The sequence below is a fragment of the Ruegeria sp. AN6 genome, assembly GCF_056540425.1.
In genome coordinates, this window is record NZ_JBQFWR010000008.1 from 63,842 (window position 1) to 78,056 (window position 14,215).

19 protein-coding genes are annotated in these 14,215 nt (G+C 57.7%); 4 read left to right on the top strand and 15 right to left on the bottom strand.

The window, feature by feature from the left end; all coding sequences use genetic code 11:
• Positions 1-97: 97 nt before the first annotated feature.
• The 3 genes from ACR0MQ_RS13665 (at position 98) to ACR0MQ_RS13675 (ending at position 4,884) form a co-directional block, all read left to right on the top strand.
• Positions 98-985, top strand: a complete 888-nt coding sequence (locus tag ACR0MQ_RS13665) for an AEC family transporter (RefSeq protein ID WP_010437572.1) — start codon at positions 98-100, stop codon at positions 983-985.
• A 129-nt stretch (positions 986-1,114) separates the two neighbouring features.
• Positions 1,115-2,701 carry an MFS transporter gene (locus ACR0MQ_RS13670; RefSeq protein ID WP_480608788.1) on the top strand — a complete coding sequence of 529 codons (1,587 nt, stop codon included), beginning with the start codon at positions 1,115-1,117 and terminating at the stop codon, positions 2,699-2,701.
• A 158-nt stretch (positions 2,702-2,859) separates the two neighbouring features.
• The gene (locus ACR0MQ_RS13675) at positions 2,860-4,884 is read left to right on the top strand and encodes a cellulase family glycosylhydrolase (protein ID WP_480608790.1); all 2,025 of its coding nucleotides are present in this window, start codon (positions 2,860-2,862) and stop codon (positions 4,882-4,884) included.
• 47 nt (positions 4,885-4,931) lie between these two features.
• On the opposite strand, the gene rpmE is transcribed toward ACR0MQ_RS13675, so the two are convergent.
• The 3 genes from rpmE to ACR0MQ_RS13690 all read right to left on the bottom strand — a co-directional run bounded on the left by rpmE (position 4,932) and on the right by ACR0MQ_RS13690 (position 5,884).
• Positions 4,932-5,153 (bottom strand): 50S ribosomal protein L31, encoded by a 222-nt coding sequence (rpmE, locus tag ACR0MQ_RS13680; protein ID WP_039541571.1) that lies wholly within the window; start codon positions 5,151-5,153, stop codon positions 4,932-4,934.
• Positions 5,154-5,164: 11 nt separating this feature from the next.
• Entirely contained in the window at positions 5,165-5,548 is a 384-nt protein-coding gene (rplS, locus tag ACR0MQ_RS13685) for a 50S ribosomal protein L19 (RefSeq protein WP_010437578.1), read from the bottom strand.
• A gap of 162 nt (positions 5,549-5,710) precedes the next feature.
• Entirely contained in the window at positions 5,711-5,884 is a 174-nt protein-coding gene (locus ACR0MQ_RS13690) for a hypothetical protein (RefSeq protein WP_480608793.1), read from the bottom strand.
• A gap of 45 nt (positions 5,885-5,929) precedes the next feature.
• Here ACR0MQ_RS13690 and ACR0MQ_RS13695 point away from each other — a divergent pair, with 45 nt between their 5' ends.
• The gene (locus ACR0MQ_RS13695; RefSeq protein ID WP_010437581.1) at positions 5,930-6,730 is read left to right on the top strand and encodes a glycoside hydrolase family 25 protein; all 801 of its coding nucleotides are present in this window, start codon (positions 5,930-5,932) and stop codon (positions 6,728-6,730) included.
• 2 nt (positions 6,731-6,732) lie between these two features.
• Here the strand turns inward: ACR0MQ_RS13695 and trmD are convergent, their stop codons facing one another.
• The 12 genes from trmD to ACR0MQ_RS13755 form a co-directional block, all read right to left on the bottom strand.
• Complete coding sequence (gene trmD, locus ACR0MQ_RS13700; protein WP_480608795.1) at positions 6,733-7,536, bottom strand: tRNA (guanosine(37)-N1)-methyltransferase TrmD; 804 nt, start codon at positions 7,534-7,536, stop codon at positions 6,733-6,735.
• Positions 7,533-8,348, bottom strand: a complete 816-nt coding sequence (locus ACR0MQ_RS13705) for a hypothetical protein (protein ID WP_170771095.1) — start codon at positions 8,346-8,348, stop codon at positions 7,533-7,535. The genes trmD and ACR0MQ_RS13705 overlap by 4 nt, the downstream gene beginning before the upstream one ends.
• Positions 8,348-8,851: a ribosome maturation factor RimM gene (gene rimM / locus ACR0MQ_RS13710; protein WP_170771094.1), complete on the bottom strand. Its 504-nt coding sequence runs from the start codon at positions 8,849-8,851 to the stop codon at positions 8,348-8,350. The genes ACR0MQ_RS13705 and rimM overlap by 1 nt, the downstream gene beginning before the upstream one ends.
• Positions 8,844-8,990: a hypothetical protein gene (locus ACR0MQ_RS13715; protein ID WP_170771091.1), complete on the bottom strand. Its 147-nt coding sequence runs from the start codon at positions 8,988-8,990 to the stop codon at positions 8,844-8,846. The genes rimM and ACR0MQ_RS13715 overlap by 8 nt, the downstream gene beginning before the upstream one ends.
• A gap of 2 nt (positions 8,991-8,992) precedes the next feature.
• A complete protein-coding gene (gene bluB, locus ACR0MQ_RS13720; protein ID WP_170771088.1) occupies positions 8,993-9,628 on the bottom strand; it encodes a 5,6-dimethylbenzimidazole synthase in 636 nt (211 codons plus the stop codon).
• Between the two features lie 12 nt (positions 9,629-9,640).
• Positions 9,641-10,030: a 30S ribosomal protein S16 gene (gene rpsP, locus ACR0MQ_RS13725; protein WP_010437590.1), complete on the bottom strand. Its 390-nt coding sequence runs from the start codon at positions 10,028-10,030 to the stop codon at positions 9,641-9,643.
• A gap of 42 nt (positions 10,031-10,072) precedes the next feature.
• Entirely contained in the window at positions 10,073-10,369 is a 297-nt protein-coding gene (locus ACR0MQ_RS13730; protein ID WP_170392662.1) for a chorismate mutase, read from the bottom strand.
• Positions 10,366-10,905: a GNAT family N-acetyltransferase gene (locus ACR0MQ_RS13735; RefSeq protein ID WP_170771086.1), complete on the bottom strand. Its 540-nt coding sequence runs from the start codon at positions 10,903-10,905 to the stop codon at positions 10,366-10,368. The genes ACR0MQ_RS13730 and ACR0MQ_RS13735 overlap by 4 nt, the downstream gene beginning before the upstream one ends.
• Positions 10,902-11,453 carry a GNAT family N-acetyltransferase gene (locus ACR0MQ_RS13740; RefSeq protein WP_170771084.1) on the bottom strand — a complete coding sequence of 184 codons (552 nt, stop codon included), beginning with the start codon at positions 11,451-11,453 and terminating at the stop codon, positions 10,902-10,904. The genes ACR0MQ_RS13735 and ACR0MQ_RS13740 overlap by 4 nt, the downstream gene beginning before the upstream one ends.
• Entirely contained in the window at positions 11,450-11,962 is a 513-nt protein-coding gene (locus ACR0MQ_RS13745; RefSeq protein WP_480608800.1) for a GNAT family N-acetyltransferase, read from the bottom strand. Before ACR0MQ_RS13745 ends, ACR0MQ_RS13740 begins: the two co-directional genes overlap by 4 nt.
• Positions 11,963-12,003: 41 nt before the next feature.
• Positions 12,004-13,512: a signal recognition particle protein gene (gene ffh, locus ACR0MQ_RS13750; protein ID WP_170475757.1), complete on the bottom strand. Its 1,509-nt coding sequence runs from the start codon at positions 13,510-13,512 to the stop codon at positions 12,004-12,006.
• A 160-nt stretch (positions 13,513-13,672) separates the two neighbouring features.
• Entirely contained in the window at positions 13,673-14,191 is a 519-nt protein-coding gene (locus ACR0MQ_RS13755) for a hypothetical protein (RefSeq protein WP_480608802.1), read from the bottom strand.
• Between the last annotated feature and the right edge of the window lie 24 nt (positions 14,192-14,215).

Below are 14,215 nucleotides of genomic sequence, written 5' to 3' on the forward strand. Positions count from 1 at the left end.
GAAAAACGCGTGATGGGTAGGGTTTAGTGTAAATCCTTGCCAATCAGACGCCCGTATTTCACTGTCGGGATCGAGGAATTGTGATTAAGGACAGCAATTGGACCATCTGTTTTTGAACGTCCTGAACGTGGTTCTGCCCGTCCTGATTTGTGCTGGAATCGGTTATTGTCTGGCACTAATCCGTGCTCCGTTCGACAATAAGGTCATTGGTGGAATCGTATCGAGGGTCGGGTATCCAACCCTGATCATCTCGCACTTGTCGACCACCAAAATCGCGGTCGGCACGTTTCTTGACGTGATGACAGCAGCCGCTTTGGCGATCGCAGGATTTGGAGTGTTGGGGTTTGTCGCGCTCAAACTGATGCGGTTGCCAGCGCGGGCGTTTTTAACGCCGCTTATGCACGGCAATGTCGGCAATATCGGTCTTCCCATAACCTTACTGGCGTTGGGGGATGCCGGCATGGCTTATACGATGGGATTTGTGGTTGTTGTGCTGATCAGTATTTTCACGATCGGTATGTGGATTCCGGCTGGGGAGTTCTCACCCAGAAAACTTGCTACATCTCCGATCATCTACGCCGTAGCACTGTCTCTGGTGCTGATGGCCACGGGCTATAGCCTTCCACAACCGGTTGCCAAATCCTTTGACATACTGGGTGGTCTCTCGATTCCGTTGATGCTGCTGACGTTGGGGCACACGCTTGCAACGCTGCGGATCATAAGCCTTGGGCGCGCTGTATTGCTGACCGCGTTGCACCTGGTGATGGCCATGGTGATTGCAAGCGCGCTGGTCTGGTCTTTCGGCTTCACAGGGGCTGAGCGGGGGGCGGTGATCCTGTGCTGCCTGATGCCGTCTTCCGTCGCAACATATCTATTCATTGATCAACATGTACCGGAATACGGGCCCGACGTGGCCGGGTTCATTCTGGTTTCAACCCTGACCACGATTTTGGTGTTGCCGGTGGCACTGTCTTACTGGGTCTGAAGTGGGTAAAGCTCGCCTTGCGGAAAAACTATACGCACTAACGAAAAACCGTTTAATAATAGGAACAACACAGCGCTAAGCTATGCGCCTGGAAGACCAGCAGGCTATTCCTGAACGAGGAGTACACAGATGCCAGCAAGCGTCACTGATGACAATTCAGGCACGGGTGGGGGGCGCCTGGTTCTCATAATGACGGCGCTGTGCATGATGGTGGTTGGGTTCAATTCGACCGCCGTTGCGACGATCCTGCCCAACCTGAAAACTGAATTTGATCTGTCACCATCCAGCCTGCAATGGGTGATGGCAATCTATACGGTGGTGAGCGCCACACTTGTTACCATCGTTAGCCGGCTGGGTGATATTACCGGCAAGGTCGGCGTATTCTTTGCCGGGATGATTGTGTTTGCCCTTGGCTCTGCCCTGGTGCTGTTTTCGCAGGATGCTGCCATGTTGTTGATAGGCCGAGGGGCTCAGGGCGCAGGGGCTGCGGCGTTGTTTGGCACCTCTCTGTCATTGTTGACGGCGGCGACGCCAGAAGATCAGCGGGCCAGCGTAACCGGCGCCTGGGGTGCGATCGTTGGGTTGGCGATCGGTGTGGGTCCGATCTTGGGCGGCGCGTTCGCGCATTACCTCAGTTGGCGGGGCGTGTTTGCCACCGATCTCGCGCTGCTGCTGGTTGCATTTTTGGTTGGGTTACGGGTGAGCAAGGAACATTATGTCCCTGACACGCGGCTTGCTGGGGCGAAGTTTGATCTGGCTGGTGCCGTTGCTTTGGTCCTGCTGCTCGGTCCGCTGTCCTTCGCTCTTAGCAATGGCGAAAGCCAGGGCTGGACCTCTAGTTCGACACTTATCCCGCTCTGCGTTTCAGCGATTGCGGTGATTGCGTTGATTATCACCTCGCGCCGAAGCGCAGACCCTCTGATCGAGCTGCGTTATTTCCGTCATCCCCGCTATTTCATGGCAGCGGCGGGGATGTTCATCACCGGCTTCGCGCTGTTTAGCTTCTTTGTCTATTTCAACGTGTTTGTGCAGTCGCCCGATGCATTTGGCTTATCGGCCGTCGGTGCAGGTGTGGCGATCCTGCCGTTGAGCCTCAGCATGTTCGTTGTGTCCGTGATCGCGCCGCGCTTTCTGGCACCCTATAGCTTCCAATGGCCCGTGATACTTGGCATGGGTTTCATGGCGTGTGGTTTTTTGCTGTTGACCATGACGACGAACACGACCGGCATGGGCGGGATCTGGTGGAAGCTGCTGATCATAGGGACCGGGCTTGGCATCGGGTTTTCATTGCTGCCTCGTCTCGGGCTGCGTTTGTTGCCAGAAGAGCATATGGGGCAGGGCTCGGGTGTGGTGAACGCGTTCCTCTATTTTGGTGCGACCCTTGGTGCCGTGGTCGGTGGGCTGGCCGAGGCGATCACCACCCGTCGGGGTCTGTCCGAAGTGATCGCCGCATTACCCGCTGAATCAGAGCAACGGGCCGATCTGGCTCATGCGTTGACCCATGGTACAGCCAGTCAGGTACAGCAGCTTATCGCTGGGCTTGATCCGGATACTGGCGCGACACTGGCACGTGCTCTGCGTGATCTTCAGGATGATGCTTTTGACAGTGTGATGCTGATCGCTGCCGGTGTCGCACTGGCTGGGATGCTGCTGGCATTGCTGCTGCTCAGAGGGCCCGTTCCGCCTGTGCATAGCGCGGTGAACCTGACCCGATAGCGCACGGTTTCAAGTGCGATTCTGGGTTTGGGGCTTACTTCATGCTCTGAGTTGAGCATAGCGAAAACACAACTGGTACGTCCGGGAGCACAACTTTTGTGAATAGCGGCTACCGGAACTGAGGTTATGATGTGGATGTATTGGTATTGGAAAAGTTAATGAGTCTATTTGGTATCACGAAACGGTTTCTGTATGTCCTTTTATCACTGTGTACCTTGCCCGTATGCACTTTGGCACAAGAATCCTCGGCTTCGGACAAATGGCCAATAGATAGGGTGCTGTCCTATGCACCGACTCCTGACCTGAGTTGGCTCAATCATAAACCTGCCGGGTTTCACGGAAAAATTCTAGCGCAAGACAGTGCATTGGTGTTTGAGGATGGGACGCCAGTCCGTTTTTGGGGCGTTAATCTACAGGCATATGCGTTATTTCACACCAACCTGAATTCAGTCGAACTGCATGCCCAAAGGATGGCGCGGTTGGGGATTAACCTTGTCAGAATTCACCACCACGATTCTCATTGGGTGGGTCCTAACGTCTTCGGATCAGATCCCTCTGATACGCTTAACCTCGACCCAGCGTCGATGCAAAGGCTTGACGCTTGGATTGCAGCGCTCAAGAGGCAAGGAATTTACGTATGGCTTGATCTCCATGTAGGTCGAAGGTTTACGCAGCAGGACGGAATTTCCGGGTTCGATGAGATTGCTGGGGATGACGATATTGCCGATGTCAGAGGCTTTAACTACATCTCGCCCAGTATTGAGGCGCGAATGATCGAATTCCAGAACGCCTATTTGCGCCACGAAAATTCTTTGACGGGTCTTACGTATGCCGAGGACCCGGCAGTTGTCGCCGTGATGTTGACGAACGAAAACGACCTTACGCATCACTTCGGCAATGCTCTCCTCCCGAATAAGAATGTACCTATGCATAGTGAACTATTCATGGCTATGGCAGATGAATTTGCGCGCGGCAACGGGCTTGATCCCGATGAAACCTGGCGGACATGGGAGCACGGCGACTCAAAGATTTTTCTGAACGATCTTGAACGCCGTTTCAACGAACAACTGATCCCCGCTGTTCGCGACACTGGATTTGAAGGTCTGATCTCGACAACGAGCCTTTGGGGCGGGATGACAATCGCGGGTCTGCCATCGCTGACCGTTGGGTCCATAATCGACGCGCATAGTTATGGAGCAGTTGGTGAAATCGGTTTTGACCCGCGCCAACAGAGTGGTTTTTTGGAATGGATCGCGATCGCGCAGGTCGAAGGTATGCCGCTTAGCGTTTCAGAGTGGAACATTGGGGAGTTTCCCGCAGAAGATAGGTTCATCACACCGCTCCGTGTGGCGACAAGTGCGGCGCATCAAGGCTGGGATGCCATGATGATCTATGGCTACTCACAGCAATCTCTGAACCGATCAACGTCGCCAAACAATTGGAGTATGGCCGAAGATCCCGGGATGATATGGATGATGCCCGCCGCAGCCCTTCTGTTCCGGGAAGGCCATGTCAAGCAAGCCGAGAATACGTACGCGATTTGCTTGGATGAGGACACGTTCTTTGGCCGTCCTGTGTCTCCGGAAACATCAGTTGCCATACGGACAGTGTTTGAACAAAGCAGGTTGGTAACATGTATGCCCGAGACTCGTGCATTGCCGTGGCTCGCAGCGACCAAATTGAACCGCGACGAATACGGCCCGCTTGATCTCGACAGATCATATCTGGCAGAGGATGCCACTGTTGTTGCCGCAGATACGGGCGAGTTTCAGCGCGACTTTGGCAATGCCCGGTTCACGGTGGACACGGGAAAGAGTCAGATTGCGGCAGGCTTTTTCCATGACGAGGTAATTACGACCAGAAATGTTGTATTCGACATCACGACACCCATGGCGGCGGTGGCAGTTCAAAGTCTGGATGGCAATGACATTGCACAATCGCGTCAGATTTTGATTTCGATTTCAGGGCGAAGTGTTCCTGTCGAACCTCAATCAGCTGCCTTCCGGGTCGAACCGGTTACGGGCATTTTGCAGATTACCGCCTCCGCTGACCTCAAACTGAGGTCCGTTGATCCGGGTCGGGCTCTTCCTCCAAAGGCGCATCAATATGAAAATGGCAGGCACATAGTTAACCTGACAGAACTTAATGGTGCGCGCTGGCTTTATCTTGATCTTTTGCAATAAAAAAGACCGCCCCAAGGGACGGTCTTTTGAATTCGAGCGGTTTGGGATTAGAAGCCCAGACCTTCGTATTTCTTCTTGAACTTCGACACGCGGCCGCCAGCGTCCAACAGGCGCGACGAGCCACCAGTCCATGCGGGGTGCACGGAGGGGTCGATTTCCAAGGCCAGCTGGTCGCCTTCGGCACCCCAGGTGGATTTCATCTGAACCACGGTGCCATCGGTCATTTTGACGTCGATGAGGTGATAATCGGGATGGATGTCTTTTTTCATCTTTCCGCTCCTTACGCCTCGGCGCCAGCCTTGGGCTTGTAGTTGGTGACCTCTGCGATACGCGCGGATTTACCACGGCGCGAGCGCAGGTAGTACAGTTTGGCGCGACGAACGCGGCCACGGCGGACAACGGTGATGCTGTCGATGTTGGTCGAATGCAGCGGGAACACACGTTCCACACCTTCGCCAAACGAGATTTTGCGAACGGTGAACGAACCGGCGATGCCGTTGCCACCTTTGCGTGCGATGCAGACGCCTTCGTAGTTCTGCACACGGGTACGTGACCCTTCGGTCACTTTAAAGCCGACACGGATGGTGTCACCGGCTTTGAAATCGGGGATGTCTTTCCCCAGGGCGGCAATCTGTTCCGCCTCAAGCTGTGCGATTAGGTCCATCGCAGTTACTCCTATCTGCTCGTGGTTGGTCCACGAAGTTTGGGCACGGGCTGAGAGCTCTTGGTCTTCACCGGGTCCTGCGTACAGCCCGCCAGAGGTCAGATCGAATGTTCCTTTTAGTCCGGTCCGCCCTGTCGCGCCGGGGCCGAAGAAAGCCGGGCGTCACGTCAGGATGCAAACCAAAACACCGGAGTCGCGTAGTGCGGCACCGGATTGCGCTGCTTTAAGGGCTTTGTGTGCAGGGATCAAGCCTAAACTGGCACGATTCACTGAGGATGCCGGTGTGTTTTCGCCATCGGTCAAATACATCGTTGCCTTGGCGGCCAGATCAGGCATTCTGGGTTCAATTATCAGAGCAGAAATTTGATACAGGACCAAAAGATGCGCAAAGCACTCCTGCTGGCCGTTATAGCGCTTGCACTCGTCTCATGTGGCCGCCGAGGCCCGCAACCTCAGGCAGTTGAACCACAGGCCTTTGCGGACACGACCCCGCCTTCGATCATCTATCCCGCTTTTGGTGATGCCGACCCGCATGAATGGGAGGGTCGCCACCCCGGCCATTACCCGGTGCACGGGCTTGATGTATCGCGCTGGCAGGGACCGATTGACTGGCGTACCGCCCAGAAATCCGGTGTCAGTTTCGCATTCATCAAAGCCACCGAGGGCGGAGATTTCACCGACCCGATGTTTGACGAACACCGGCGCGGTGCGCAGGGTGCCGGGGTGCCCTGGGGCGCTTACCACTATTACTATTTCTGCCGTCCGGCCCACGAACAGGCCCGCTGGTTCATCCAGAACGTGCCCAAAGGGGCCGATCTGCCGCATGTGCTGGACATGGAATGGACGCCGCATTCCAAAACCTGCACCCTGCGCCCAGATGGGCGAACCGTCCGGGCCGAGGCAAAAAAATTCCTGGATATTCTGGAACGCCATTATGGGCGCCGCCCGATTGTCTATACAACGGTCGACTTTTACCGCGACACCGACATTGGCCGGCTGCCCAAGACCGAGTTCTGGCTGCGTTCGGTCGCCGGACATCCTCGCAATGTTTATCCAAGCGCGATCTGGCGTTTCTGGCAATATACCGGCACAGGACTGGTGCCGGGGGTTCAGGGCAAGGTCGACATCAACACCTTTAATGGTACGCCTGAGACTTGGGCGCTCTGGAAAGCGACCCGCTAGCCTTAGTCGTTGTCCTTGGATTTCTGATATGCATCCCAAAGATCGGGCCGCCGTTCGCGGGTGATCTCTTCCGACATCTCACGACGCCAGTCCGCGATGCGACCGTGGTGGCCCGACATCAGAATGTCCGGGATCGGACGGCCTTTCCAGTCTGCGGGGCGGGTGTATTGCGGATGCTCCAGCAGGCCGGAGGAGAAGCTTTCCTCCTCAGCCGAAGCCTGATTACCCAGAACGCCAGGGATCAGCCTCACCGTAGCGTCGATCAGGGCTTGCGCCGCGATCTCGCCTCCGGTCATGACGAAATCGCCCAAGGAAACTTCTTGCACGCCGTAATGCTCAAGCACCCGCTCATCGACGCCCTCGAACCGACCACAAAGCAAGGTCATGCCATCGCAGCGCGCCAGACTCTGCATCATCTGCTGGTCCATCCGTCGCCCGCGTGGGCTTAGGTAGATCAGTGGCCAGTTGCCCCGGATGCCTGCCATTGTGTGCTCGATGGCATTGCCCAGCACATCGGCACGCAGGACCATGCCCGCACCGCCACCTGCAGGGGTGTCATCCACATTGCGATGCTTGCCAACCCCGAACTGGCGCAGATCGACGGTTTCCAATTGCCACAGCCCTTCCTGCAGGGCCTTGCCGGTCAGGCTTTCGCCCAGCACTCCGGGAAAGGCCGAAGGGAAAAGGGTGATGATCTTGGCCTTCCACACCCCATGCAGATCGGGCGTCGGCGTCATCAACTCGCGCGGCTTCAGCGTCGGGCGGATGGCTTTGCGGCCATGGGACTTGCTGGGTTTTTCTGTCATTTCGAGCCGATCAGATCATTTTGGACGCTTTGCACCAGAGCCGCTTTTTGTTCGATCAACGCAGCGTCGTCCAGATCGGATCTGTTTATCTCCAACATTTGCTGCAAGATATCTTCAGGTAGACGTGGGTTCGAACGCGTCGGGCCAACCAGTTCGCCAGCCTTGTCCGGGGGCAGGTCAAGGAATTCGGAAAATGTATTTCCGGGTCCATAGCGCAGGCCCTGCAGGTCTTCCAGCCATTCGGTTCGGACTGACACCGAGGGCAGGCGATCCCGCACCGCCTCTGCCGCGATCTGGGGTGAGGGCACGGGTTCAAGCCGCGCGCGGAAGGTTTCAAAATCCTGGATCAGGCGCGAGCGCTGCAGATCATGTGCCCACAGGCTGCGCAGCCAGCTTCCACGCTGCCGCAGCGAGTAGTAGAGTGTGATATGCACATCTTCGCCCGCGAACCGGTCGCGGATCAGGCCAACAAGACAAGAGGCAAGCTCGGGCGCGGCTTCATATCCCACCGCGACATTGCGGCTGGGGCGCAGGCCCGAAAAGTTTTCTTCGCTCAAGACCAGCCCGCGTTTCTGGCCGAATTCCAGCGAATTCAGAAAGTGCCGCATCTGATCCTTGAAATCACTCATCGCGCCGGGTGTGCCATAGACAGAATAGCGTGTGGCTGCTTCGGACAGGCCGGTTTTGCGGGTCCGATAGGGCAGAACCAGCGCATGGTGCGGCCAGATCAATGAGCGGTTTTCGAACAGAAAGGACTGCGCCGCCGTCGTCCCGGTCTTGTGAAGACCCAGATGCAGCAGCACACGGCGCATTACAGCAGGCCCTCGGGCGGATCAGCAATGATGCGGCCTTTGTCCAGATCAACTGTAGGTACCGACTCCAGCGTGAAGGGCAGCAGCACGGTGGCTTTCAGACCAGGACCGTGCAGTTCCAACAGGTCCGCAGCGCCGTGGTTCTGAACTGACTTCACCCGGCCCAACAAGGTGCCGCCGGTGTCATAGACCTCAAGCCCGATGAGATCGGTGTGGTAAAACTCATCACCCGGCAGCGACGGCAATTGATCGCGTCGCGCATAGAGGCGCAGACCGTTCAGCGCATCCGCCTCTTCTTTGGACTCAATCCCACCCAACCGTGCGGCGAAACCATTCTTGATTGCGCGGGTCAGGACCACCGGATAGCGCTCCTTTCCAGCCTCATCGGTCAGCGGCGAATAGCCCTCGATATCCTCAGGGACGGCGCAGAAGCTTTTCAGCCGCACCTCGCCGCGCACCCCATACGAGCCCGCGATACTGCCCACGCAGATCAGATCACTCATTTCGACCATCCGTCACACATAGCCCGTCCCGCCATTGCCCGATCACCTCGCATGCTTCGCGCTGGTTCGAGCGTTCGAAGAATACGCCCACAATAAAGGCGATCGCCAGCAGGATGGGAAGCCGAAACAATCCGAACATGCCTAGCGCACCTCGATGGGCAAAGTGTCATTGCGGTTTTCCCAGCCGACCTGTTCCAATTCAGGCGTATCCGAAACGCATTCGGGTCGGCCAACACAGAAATAACCGATCAGCCGCCAGTCCGCGGGCACATCCAGATCGCGTGCCATCTGGTCCGGGTCGAGGATCGAGACCCAGCCTAGACCCAACCCTTCTGCCCGCAAGGCAAGCCAGAACAAGGTGATGGCAGAGACCACAGAATAGCGCCGCATCTCGGGCATAGTACCTGCGCCCAGACCTTGGCCTTTGTCGGTGGCATCGTCGCAAAACACGGCCAGTTGCACCGGGGCTTCTTTCATCCCGGTCAGTTTCAACTGGCTATACAGCTGCGCCTTTTCGCCGGAGTATCCGGTCAGCGCCTGTTCGTTTGCGGCTTGGAAATTCTTCAGCGCCGCGTCACGCGCAGCCTGAGTTTCGACGCGGATCACACGCCAGGGTTCGCTCAGCCCCACTGAAGGGGCCAGTCGAAACGCGTCGAGGCAGCGCATAAGCACTGTCTCGTCTACCGCGTCCATGCGGAACCGGCGCACATCGCGCCGGAGCCGCATCAACAGATCGAACTGCGTGCGAAAATCGTCGGTAAAAGCCTGATCCCGCACGCGCCCGCCTGCTTATTCTTCTGCCGCAGCTTCTTCAGCCGGTGCAGCAGCAGCTTCAGCCGCCTCAGCAGCTTTGGCCGCTTTTTCTTCTGCGCGTTCCTGAGCTTTCTTGCCCGGAGTACCCTTGTTGGGGTTGTTGCGCTCGGCCTTGTCGCGTGCGCCAGCAGCTTCCAGCATGCGTGCGATACGGTCGGTGGGCTGTGCGCCCTGATCCAGCCAGTACTGGATGCGCTCCATGTTCATTTTCACGCGCTCTTCGCTGTCTTTCGGCAGCAGCGGGTTGTAGGTGCCCAGTTTCTCGATGAAACGGCCATCGCGCGGCATACGGCTGTCAGCCGCAACAATGCGATAGAAGGGACGCTTTTTCGAGCCGCCGCGGGCGAGACGAATTTTCATTGCCATGGTGGTATCTCCTTTAAATGGCGTATCCGGCGTAGGTGCCGGTTAGTTCTGATGTTTCTTATGGTGTCGGATGACTTCCTGAATGATGAAATTCAGGAAAGCCTTGGCGAAATCGGGGTCCAGATCGGCCTCTTTCGCCAGGTCTTCTAACCGTGCGATCTGCGCAGCCTCGCGCGAAGGATCGGACGGGGGAAGGTCGTGTGCTGCCTTGAGCTTGCCAACAGCCTGCGTGTGCTTGAACCGCTCACCGAGCGTGTAGACAAGGATCGCATCCAGCCGGTCGATGCTTTCGCGATGGTCTTTCAACAGCGCAGCAGCCTGTGTCACGGGGTTGTTCATTGGCCGGTCCTCTCGGTGGTCAAATCAATCTGCGGATGGCGCCAGATCTGGGCGTGCTTGCCCAAAAGCTCGGCTCTCTCAATCTCCAGCGTCGCGCCAAGCCGTTCGGCCAAAGCGCGCGAGCGGTCATTGGCACGGGCGATGTATGAGATCACCCCGTTCAGGCCCTGATGTCGGGCGGCATAGTCGCGTGCAGCCGCTGCGGCCTCAAAACCCAGCCCTTTGCCTTCGGCCTCAGCCATCAGCGTCCAACCCAGCTCGGGTTCGGCCCAGCCGGGGACGTAGATCATACCGGCCCAGCCGACAAATGCGCTGCTGGCCTTTTCGGTCAGATGCCATAGGCCATAACCACGCAGCGCCCAATGACCCAACCGGTTCGACAGAGAGTTCCAGCTTTCCAGCGCGTCCTTGGGACCACCGACCATATGACTGCGCTCGGTCGCGAAGAATTCGGACATCGCAGGCAGATCGTCCAGATGCGGCGCGCGCAGGATCAGTCGTTCGGTCTCGACGGTGGGGATGGTAAATGTGGTCATGCGTATGCCTCCACGCCGCCATTCACCAGATCACCTGGCGAAGGATGCCGCCAGATTTCCGAAGTACCATATTTTGGGTGCTCATAGTGATATTCGAACTGAGCACCCATCCGCTTGGCCACGGCCTTGCTGGCGGTATTGTCCAGGTCGATCAGAGAGATCGAGGTCGCCCACCCCAGAACATCATAGGCATAGGATCGAGCAGTCAAAGCGGCCTCGGTCGCATATCCTTTACCGGTGGCGTGGTTCAGCAGGGTCCAGCCGACCTCGGGCTCGGGCCAGCCTTCGGGGAACCACAGTCCGATACGGCCAACGTAGGTACCGGTGTCTTTTTCATCGACGCTCCAATAGCCATAGCCGCGCAGGGCCCAATGGCCCAGAAGCGAGGCAAACACCCGCCACACTTCATCCCGGCGCAAAGGTCCGCCGACGAACCGCGCGGCGTCGGTGGCAAAGAACGCCGTATCCGCGTCCAGGTCAGCCTCGGACGGTGCGCGCATGATCAGGCGTTCGGTTTCGAGCGTCGGGATCGGCAGAGCGAAATTCATGCCTGCACCTCGCCGTACCGCCAGACATGCTGTGTTGGACCAATGGCGCTTTCGGCAACAGTGTCGCGAGTCGCACCCAGACGCTGCGCCAATGCGTTCGAACGTGTGTTGGACTGCGAAACATAGCTTACGAACCGGCCCGTCCCCAGCAGATCGAAGCCAAAATCGCGAACAGCGCTGCACGCTTCAGTTGCGTAACCTTGCAGGCGGAACTTGCTTCCGAACATATAGCCAAGCTCGGGCTCGTGGTCGTCCCATTCGAGGCCCAGGATGACGAAGCCAATGACCTGATCGTCGTCCTTTAGCGAGACCGTGGATAGGCCATGCCCATGCAAAAGCCAGCCCGATGTGTAGTAGGAAAACTCAGTCCAGGCGTCCTGTTCGGTATCGCCAAAGCTCTCCTTGCAGATCGACGTCCATACCGGCAGGTCGTCCAGAGTAGGCGCGCGCAGAACCAGCCGCCGGGTCCGAATGACCGGCAGGGCTGCGCGATACTGCGCTGCTGCCATCGCCGCCTTTCCGGACGGGGGCTGGGTGCAGCGTGCTGACGTCACTTTTTCTTACCAAAACCACTTAGCCCCGGGGGTAGACCCATGCCGCCACCCAGTCCGGGCAGACCGCCGGGCATTTTGCCGCCCATTGCCTTGGCGGCCTGTTCCAGCGCCTTGGGGTCCATACCTGCAGCCATTTCCTCGGGCGAGGGGCCACCTTTGCCGAACATGCCTTTCATGGCCTGTTTCAGCATCTTACCTTTGCCCATCTTACCCATTTTCTTCATCATGTCCGACATTTGCCGGTGCATCTTGAGCAGTTTGTTGAGGTCGCTGACCTCCATCCCGGACCCGGCCGCGATGCGTTTCTTGCGGCTCGCCTGCAGCAGTTGCGGATTGGCGCGTTCGCGCTTGGTCATCGACTGGATCATTGCGATTTGCTGACGCAGGATCTTGTCGTCCAGACCCGCCTGATCCATCTGCTTCGCCATTTTGCCCATGCCCGGCATCATGCCCATCATACCCTGCATGCCGCCCATCTGGATCATCTGTTCCAGCTGCATTTTCAGGTCGTTCATGTTGAACTGACCTTTGACCATGCGCTTCATCATGCGCTCGGTCTGTTCCATCTCCATCGTTTCCTGGGCTTTTTCGACCAGAGCAACGATGTCGCCCATGCCCAGAATACGACCGGCGATCCGGTCCGGCTCGAAGGTTTCGAGCGCGTCCATCTTCTCGCCCAGACCGACAAAGCGAATGGGCTTGCCGGTGACCGCGCGCATAGACAGCGCCGCACCGCCGCGCCCGTCGCCGTCCATCCGGGTCAAGACCACGCCTGAGATGCCGACCTTAGCGTCGAATTCCTCGGCTACCTCAACGGCGACCTGACCGGTCAGACCGTCAACCACCAGCAGGGTCTCGCGCGGGTCAACCGCGTTGCGGACCTGCTCGACCTCGTCCATCAGGACTTCGTCGATATGCAGACGGCCCGCGGTGTCCAACATGTAGACGTCATAGCCGCCCAGCGTCGCCTGCTGTTTGGCGCGCTTGGCGATGTCGACCGGTTTCTGGCCAGGTACGATCGGCAGCGTATCGACGCCGACCTGCGTGCCCAGAACGGCCAACTGATCCATCGCCGCCGGGCGATAGACATCGAGCGAGGCCATCAGGACCTTCTTGCCTTCTTTCTCTTTCAGGCGTTTGGCGAGTTTACCGGTCGTGGTCGTCTTACCCGAACCTTGCAGACCGACCATCAGAATCGGGGCAGGCGGGTTGTCGATCTTCAGCGCGCCAGGGTCTTCTTCGCCACGCAGGGTATCGACCAGAGCGTCGTGCACGATCTTGACGACCTGTTGGCCGGGGGTGATCGACTTGGTGACTGCCTGGCCGGTCGCTTGCTCCTGTACTTTCTTGACGAATTCGCGGGCCACCGGCAGCGAAACGTCAGCCTCAAGCAGGGCAACGCGGACTTCGCGCAGGGCGGTTTTGACGTCTTCTTCGGACAGGGCACCCTGTTTGGTCAGCCGATCAAAGACGCCGGAAAGGCGTTCGGATAGATTTTCAAACATGCCTTCGGCCTCCTTAGCCGGTTATCTGGTGGCGTGCCCTAGATAGGACGCGTCGGTTAAATGCACAAACGCCCCCACGGGCGAAACTCGCTGGTGGGGGGCGATCCCTGAACGACTCAAGGGACCGGAAGATCAAACGCTTCCGGATGTTGGCGGCGATTTAGGCCGATTGGCTGGCAGAGTCAACCTCGCGTGCCGGAAGCCAGTCATTGACCGCATCCACCAACCGATGCGCACCGCGCCCGCTGGAATAGGCCTCAACAATGGGATGGCGTCCGGCGCTCATGCCTTCATCCAGTATCAGGACAGGGCGATAAAGGGTCGATGTGCCATTGTCGCTACGTGAGGTCGTGCTTTCGGTTTCCGCGTGCGAAAGGTTCGAAAGAACGTGTTCCACTTGTTCGTACCCAAAGACCGACTGCCTGCGAATAGTGATGCTGTTCTTATCGCGGTCCAGAATGACCTGCACGCGCCGGACAAAGGCGCAAAATGCACCAAAGCCCATGCCTCCACCGAATAGTGCGAAGAAAATGCCGAAGAAGATACCCTCGCCGCCTTCACTGGCCATGAAGACGCCCGCGCCGACAAAGGCCAGAATGAAGAGAACCAGCGTGATGCTGATGAACCATGGGGTATTGGACAGGATCAACTGGTTCGGAGTGTTGCGAGTGACTTTCATGGCGGCACGCTAGCACCGAAAACA

Coding starts and splice junctions, on each gene's coding strand:
- ACR0MQ_RS13670 (WP_480608788.1), top strand. CDS start 1,115: ATGCCAGCAAGCGTCACTGATGACAATTCAGGCACGGGTGGGGGGCGC.
- ACR0MQ_RS13675 (WP_480608790.1), top strand. CDS start 2,860: ATGAGTCTATTTGGTATCACGAAACGGTTTCTGTATGTCCTTTTATCA.
- rpmE (WP_039541571.1), bottom strand. CDS start 5,153: ATGAAAAAAGACATCCATCCCGATTATCACCTCATCGACGTCAAAATG.
- rplS (WP_010437578.1), bottom strand. CDS start 5,548: ATGGACCTAATCGCACAGCTTGAGGCGGAACAGATTGCCGCCCTGGGG.
- ACR0MQ_RS13690 (WP_480608793.1), bottom strand. CDS start 5,884: ATGCCTGATCTGGCCGCCAAGGCAACGATGTATTTGACCGATGGCGAA.
- ACR0MQ_RS13695 (WP_010437581.1), top strand. CDS start 5,930: ATGCGCAAAGCACTCCTGCTGGCCGTTATAGCGCTTGCACTCGTCTCA.
- trmD (WP_480608795.1), bottom strand. CDS start 7,536: ATGACAGAAAAACCCAGCAAGTCCCATGGCCGCAAAGCCATCCGCCCG.
- ACR0MQ_RS13705 (WP_170771095.1), bottom strand. CDS start 8,348: ATGCGCCGTGTGCTGCTGCATCTGGGTCTTCACAAGACCGGGACGACG.
- rimM (WP_170771094.1), bottom strand. CDS start 8,851: ATGAGTGATCTGATCTGCGTGGGCAGTATCGCGGGCTCGTATGGGGTG.
- ACR0MQ_RS13715 (WP_170771091.1), bottom strand. CDS start 8,990: ATGTTCGGATTGTTTCGGCTTCCCATCCTGCTGGCGATCGCCTTTATT.
- rpsP (WP_010437590.1), bottom strand. CDS start 10,030: ATGGCAATGAAAATTCGTCTCGCCCGCGGCGGCTCGAAAAAGCGTCCC.
- ACR0MQ_RS13730 (WP_170392662.1), bottom strand. CDS start 10,369: ATGAACAACCCCGTGACACAGGCTGCTGCGCTGTTGAAAGACCATCGC.
- ACR0MQ_RS13735 (WP_170771086.1), bottom strand. CDS start 10,905: ATGACCACATTTACCATCCCCACCGTCGAGACCGAACGACTGATCCTG.
- ACR0MQ_RS13740 (WP_170771084.1), bottom strand. CDS start 11,453: ATGAATTTCGCTCTGCCGATCCCGACGCTCGAAACCGAACGCCTGATC.
- ACR0MQ_RS13745 (WP_480608800.1), bottom strand. CDS start 11,962: ATGGCAGCAGCGCAGTATCGCGCAGCCCTGCCGGTCATTCGGACCCGG.
- ffh (WP_170475757.1), bottom strand. CDS start 13,512: ATGTTTGAAAATCTATCCGAACGCCTTTCCGGCGTCTTTGATCGGCTG.
- ACR0MQ_RS13755 (WP_480608802.1), bottom strand. CDS start 14,191: ATGAAAGTCACTCGCAACACTCCGAACCAGTTGATCCTGTCCAATACC.